This window comes from Paracoccus chinensis, from assembly GCF_900102885.1.
GTDB lineage: Bacteria > Pseudomonadota > Alphaproteobacteria > Rhodobacterales > Rhodobacteraceae > Paracoccus > Paracoccus chinensis.
In genome coordinates this window covers 1-5001 of record NZ_FNGE01000045.1, presented here as the reverse complement: position 1 = coordinate 5001, position 5001 = coordinate 1, and the positions used below count along the sequence as shown (strand labels likewise).

Genomic DNA, 5001 nt, shown 5'->3' with positions numbered 1-5001 from the left:
AAAGCGCCGGAAACAGGAAGCGGCGAGCGCGGCGCCAGTCTCACCGCATCGAGGACGCAAGGTGAAAACCTCGCGTTCATTGACCGCAATCCGCCCGTCTGAGGCTTGGAAGTGAAGCGCCCATTTCTTCAATCAGGCTTGGCGCTTCACTTCCGATGGAACGCGATCAGATCCGATAGGTGAGCCGTGGAGGACGACGCAGCCCTTCAGGGTCGTGCCCCGCCAATGAGGAGACAACGAACGGGGATTTCGACCGTACGCCCCAAGGCTCGTTCAGATGAGTATCCACGTCCGGCATCAGCGCCAGCAGACACGCCTCTCCGCAGCAGGGAGCAGTACCATCCTTGGCAGTGCCATGCTTGTGGCCGACCGCCGATGAATGCTCATGGTTCCCACCCGGCTCGGCAGGAGTATGACCTGCGACGAGCGATGTCTCGGCGTGAGCAACGGAATGATCGTGGGCGTGGGGAAGTGCGCCTTTGGCAGCTGCACCATGCGCCACGAACATCGCGACCGCCAGAATTGCGATTGCACTCGCAAGCTTCTGCCAGACCGACACAACTCTCGTCCTGGTGACTGATCGTCCCATGGCACAGGAACGCCAACGACGAGGAGTCGTTCCTGCTGGCAAAAGGGAGGTAAAGAAAACGGAGGTTTTCTTGCCATAGGTTGCGGGTCAGGGCGTTCGTTGCAGAACCTGCTGGTTCTCAGTAAAAATACCCGGTAAAGAAAACTAGGGAAGTCTACTCCGCCCCGCGACGACTTTATTTACCGATAGGGGCCATCGACTATGAAGATCGGCTATGCGCGGGTCTCCACTATCGAGCAGAACCTCGATCTCCAGAGGGATGCCCTGCTGGCGGCTGGCTGCGAGAGGGTCATCGCCGATACAGCCTCCGGGGCGGTGGCTTCCCGGCCCGGTCTCGAAAAGGTCAAAGAGCAACTGCGGGCCGGTGACACCCTGGTCGTGTGGCGGCTCGACCGTCTTGGCCGGTCGCTGCGCGACCTCATCGGGTGGATGACCTGGCTTGACGAGCAGAAGGTTGGATTGCTGAGCCTGAAGGAGTCCATCGACACCAATACGACTTCCGGCAAGCTCACCTTCCACCTATTCGGCGCCTTGGCGGAGTTCGAACGCAACCTGATCCGGGAACGTACCCAGGCCGGACTGACGGCGGCACGTGCCCGCGGCCGCAAGGGCGGGCGGCCCCAGGTGCTCGACAAGGACAAGCGCGACCTCGCGGTGCGGCTCTATCAGGAAAAGAAAACGCCCATTGCCCGGATCTGCACAATGCTCGGCATCTCCAAGCCGACGCTTTATGCCTACGTCCGAGCTGCAGAATCCGCAGGCTAAAATCGCTGTGAGCTAGATTCGAACTGCAGCTGCTTTGCGAGACCTTTCGGCGATTTTTTTCGTCGGCAGCATGGTTGAGACCCGAAGCCTGCCATGCAAGAACGCTGACACCGGAGTATTCAGCCGAAGGATTGCACAAGCGGGACGGTTAGGCCGCTCGGTAGCCGAGGAATTTAAGGCCATTAGAAGAAATCTATACTTAAGAGAATTCAGCGTATTCTCTGAAAAGTGCAAGCTCTTCAACGGCAGGAATGGGTGAGAGATCCTCAGGCTTGCTCACAACGATCTTTGATACATCTAGCGCCTGAAGCAAAGATTGATTTTGGATCCAGTTATTGTTCCAAAGTTGAACATTTTTGCCATTTACAATCTGACAAATTGGTTCAGAGCTGTCGAAGGTTAGCCCGACACCCTTAGCTTTAGTCACGCGCTGAAGCCAAACCTCAAGATGCCCATTGTGCGGTATTCGCTGCATTTTGCTAGTTACTTTTTTCCACATTATCGGCCGTTCTTGCTCCGGGGCGAAAGAAATCAACTTAGCAAGGATTCCGGACAATGCGGGGAATGCACTAGGTGAAACAACTGCGATATCGCACACTATAGCTACTTGCACCGGAAGATCTTCGGGAGCATCAGAGACCTTAGAAATCTTCTGAAAGGCGCTGTCAGCTAGCCTTTTTATGGCGCCGGTGTTTGGGTATTGGCGAGCGAACGTGTGAAGACGTAGAAGCTGCTTCTGAATGGACTTCGCTTGCGTTATATCCATATCAGCAAGCTGAATCCCTGCTAGCTTTTCGGGCTTGATGGCTCCCTCCACGATGTTTGTGCTTACGGAGGTTTTTGCAGCACCAAGTTGCATCCCAACCTTCCTAAGACAATCGCTGACTACCCTGACGATCTTTGCTGCGAGTTGATCGTTCTGTGTGAAAATGCTGTAGTCGTCGCGGTATCGTAAAATCTGGAAGTCTTCTAAACCGTGAAGTTCTTTTGAAATCAAGTGATCGACGTATGCCAAAACTAGTTCAGCTATGATATCCATAAGAACGGAACCTTGCGTGATTCCGTTTGTTTGCCCGTAGCGACTATTCCTGATATGAAAATCTACCTTGTTTCCAAGTAGATTTTTATCGGCTTGGTTTTTCTTAGCATTCTCATAACCATGTAGAGCCCAAGCTATACTGTGCGTATATAGTGAGCCGTAGCAGTTAGAAACGTCCGTTTTTAATAGGTGCGTATAATCTAATGATAATTCGAGCGATCTCTGTTCGTAGCGCAACCACCAGTTCCGTACCTGAACCGCATCATGTTTTTCAAATCCATTCGATGCCATTGGAAAGCTAGTGCATTCCACTACACCGGTATGCAGTTCGCTTAGACGATCTTGGAGCAGTTTCCAGTTCGCTTCTTCGCAGATTAACTGCACCAGCGTCATGTAGATTGCTGGATGAATAAGCTCAAACGGACGCCACGCAAACTTTCCGTCTTTCGTGCTTAGAAGCTCATAGTTGACACCTACCAGATCAACAGCACGCTCAGGCTTAGCTTTTTGAAAGTCGGTATAAGGTTTTCCTGCCATTGCTGCTGCCACGTCTTTCAGCACAGCATCAAAGCTAATATACGGAGGAAAGTCAGATCTGAAGTAACAATCTGCTTTCTCTAAGTATGCCTTTGCCGCCGCTGCATCTAAATCAATAATTCTGGTCATGATTTCTCCCCAAAGCACCCTGATAGAAATACTTCATCTCTAAGTATCATAAGAGTCTGATCCTGCACGCAGTTGTGGCATAAATTTCTATCATCTATGATGATTTTCCCGTCCTGCCCGCGTCGGAGCGTGGGATTAGGTTTGGAGGGACCAGTCGCACCTGCAGCATCCCCATCCCCACCATGGGCGCCGAAAGGCTTTGGGTTTGCTAGATATCCCTGGGCGCTTCACGGAAGGCGCTGCAGGTTTCGAATACCTCGCAGTACACACGATCGTTCAGAGGACGGCCAGCTTGCCCCTGAACAGACCCGTCGAAGGCCAGCATTTGCTGGCAGGACAAAATCTCAGATGAGTGGTCCGATATTTTTTGCAGTGATGGGGCGTCTACTGTTACAGATCAGACTATGACACAGATCTTGATCGGCTACGCCCGCTGCTCCACCGACAAACAGGACCTTGCCGCGCAGAAGGGCATCCTTGCCAGCCTCGGGGTCGCCGGCGATCGCATCTATACCGACCGCGGCTTTACCGGCACGAACCGGGCCCGCCCTGGTCTTGATCAGGCGCTTGCAGCCTTGCGGGAGGGTGACACGCTGGTCGTGCCGAAGCTTGACCGCTTGGCACGTTCCGTTCCCGACGCCCGCGACATCGCCGACAAGCTGGCCGCGCGCGGGATCAAGCTTCAGCTTGGCAGCGTCATCCATGATCCGACCGACCCCATGGGAAAGCTGTTTTTCAACATCCTGGCGACGTTTGCCGAGTTTGAGGCCGACCTGATCCGGATGCGGACACGCGAGGGCATGGCCGTAGCCCGCGCCAAGGGTAAGCTGCGCGGCAAGAAGCCCAAGCTGTCGGATCGCCAGCAGCAGGAGCTGCGGCGGATGTATGACACGGGCGAGTATTCCATAAGTGACTTAGCAGAACTGTTCTCGATCTCCCGCCCGACCGTCTATCGCACATTGGGCCGGCAGGCGGCGGCATGATGGCGAAGGAGCCAAGGCCCCCACGGCCACCGTCGCTGAAAAGCGAGACCCGTCAAACGAACTGGCGCCGCACCAACCTGCCGAAATACCAGGCCCATCTTGCTGTTCAGCGGGCACTTTCTTCGGGCGCACTGGAAAAGCAGGGCTGCGAGGTTTGCGGTGCTGCAAAGGTAGATGCCCATCACGACCGTTATGACGAGCCCCTGAACGTCAGGTGGCTCTGCCGCAGCCATCACGTCAAGCTGCACCATTACGGCGAGGACATGTTCCCCGTTGGTCGTCTTGCAGATGAATGATCACATGACGACAGTTGCGATTACCCACGATGTCAGGTTACGACCTCGATGGTATATCGGACGCCTGATTTCCTGACACGGTTCTCAGACAAGAAGGCACCTGGTTGCAGAGGAGCCGCTCTCGTAACGGGCAATGCCATAGAAACGAACGTTTGTTGGACGCAGTGCAAGTTTCGATCTCTTGCTCCTCGGCAGTATCTCTGCTGTGGAGTAGGACGGTCTGGTGTTCAGACTGTAACTAGAGCCCTGAGGTTCGCACGAAGCTGATGCGCAACATCAACTTCGCTTTCGCGCCATAGCTCAGCAAGTCCAGCTACGACCGACCAAGCCTCCCATGGTCGTGCAGGTCGGTTCTCGATCTGCCCGAACGGGCCATCTGACTCTGGTAAGACCCGATGCCTCGGCATGGCTGTCACAGCAACTCGCCCCCGCTCGCTTACCAGCATTGATGGGCCTACCGAGAACCAGCAGCCCATTGCCGCTCCTCGAGTGACCTGCTTACTGCTGCCGACAAACCAGTGTAACACTGCCTTCCCTGCATCAGGTTCTCTCTCCAGAGCATCTAGGATGTTGATTTCCACCCGGAACTGACCCGGGTTTTCCATCGAGAAGTGACCCACCTTTAGTCATGCGGCTGGGGTCATGTCTGGGTCAAGGCATGGG

The 5001-nt window shown here is 54.7% G+C and carries 6 protein-coding genes; 3 read left to right on the top strand and 3 right to left on the bottom strand.

The window, feature by feature from the left end:
• Window positions 1–166: 166 nt before the first annotated feature.
• The gene (locus BLQ03_RS19305; RefSeq protein WP_483824813.1) at window positions 167–589 is read right to left on the bottom strand and encodes a hypothetical protein; all 423 of its coding nucleotides are present in this window, start codon (window positions 587–589) and stop codon (window positions 167–169) included.
• Between the two features lie 201 nt (window positions 590–790).
• Between BLQ03_RS19305 and BLQ03_RS17320 the strand changes: the two genes are divergently transcribed.
• Window positions 791–1354, top strand: coding sequence for a recombinase family protein (locus BLQ03_RS17320; RefSeq protein WP_090757539.1), 564 nt, complete (start codon window positions 791–793; stop codon window positions 1352–1354).
• A gap of 199 nt (window positions 1355–1553) precedes the next feature.
• Here the strand turns inward: BLQ03_RS17320 and BLQ03_RS17315 are convergent, their stop codons facing one another.
• A complete protein-coding gene (locus BLQ03_RS17315) occupies window positions 1554–3059 on the bottom strand; it encodes an RNA-directed DNA polymerase (protein ID WP_090757538.1) in 1506 nt (501 codons plus the stop codon).
• A gap of 404 nt (window positions 3060–3463) precedes the next feature.
• Here BLQ03_RS17315 and BLQ03_RS17310 point away from each other — a divergent pair, with 404 nt between their 5' ends.
• On the top strand, window positions 3464–4042 hold the full coding sequence (locus BLQ03_RS17310) for a recombinase family protein (protein ID WP_090757537.1): 579 nt from the start codon (window positions 3464–3466) through the stop codon (window positions 4040–4042).
• Window positions 4039–4338, top strand: coding sequence for a hypothetical protein (locus BLQ03_RS17305; protein ID WP_217629795.1), 300 nt, complete (start codon window positions 4039–4041; stop codon window positions 4336–4338). Before BLQ03_RS17310 ends, BLQ03_RS17305 begins: the two co-directional genes overlap by 4 nt.
• 227 nt (window positions 4339–4565) lie before the next feature.
• Here BLQ03_RS17305 and BLQ03_RS19285 read toward each other — a convergent pair whose 3' ends face one another.
• On the bottom strand, window positions 4566–4943 hold the full coding sequence (locus BLQ03_RS19285) for a TatD family hydrolase (RefSeq protein ID WP_090757536.1): 378 nt from the start codon (window positions 4941–4943) through the stop codon (window positions 4566–4568).
• Window positions 4944–5001: the final 58 nt, after the last annotated feature.

Excerpts from the sequence above, each read along its gene's own strand:
- BLQ03_RS17315 (WP_090757538.1), bottom strand. The coding sequence starts at position 3,059 with ATGACCAGAATTATTGATTTAGATGCAGCGGCGGCAAAGGCATACTTA.
- BLQ03_RS19305 (WP_483824813.1), bottom strand. The coding sequence starts at position 589 with ATGGGACGATCAGTCACCAGGACGAGAGTTGTGTCGGTCTGGCAGAAG.
- BLQ03_RS17305 (WP_217629795.1), top strand. The coding sequence starts at position 4,039 with ATGATGGCGAAGGAGCCAAGGCCCCCACGGCCACCGTCGCTGAAAAGC.
- BLQ03_RS19285 (WP_090757536.1), bottom strand. The coding sequence starts at position 4,943 with ATGGAAAACCCGGGTCAGTTCCGGGTGGAAATCAACATCCTAGATGCT.
- BLQ03_RS17320 (WP_090757539.1), top strand. The coding sequence starts at position 791 with ATGAAGATCGGCTATGCGCGGGTCTCCACTATCGAGCAGAACCTCGAT.
- BLQ03_RS17310 (WP_090757537.1), top strand. The coding sequence starts at position 3,464 with ATGACACAGATCTTGATCGGCTACGCCCGCTGCTCCACCGACAAACAG.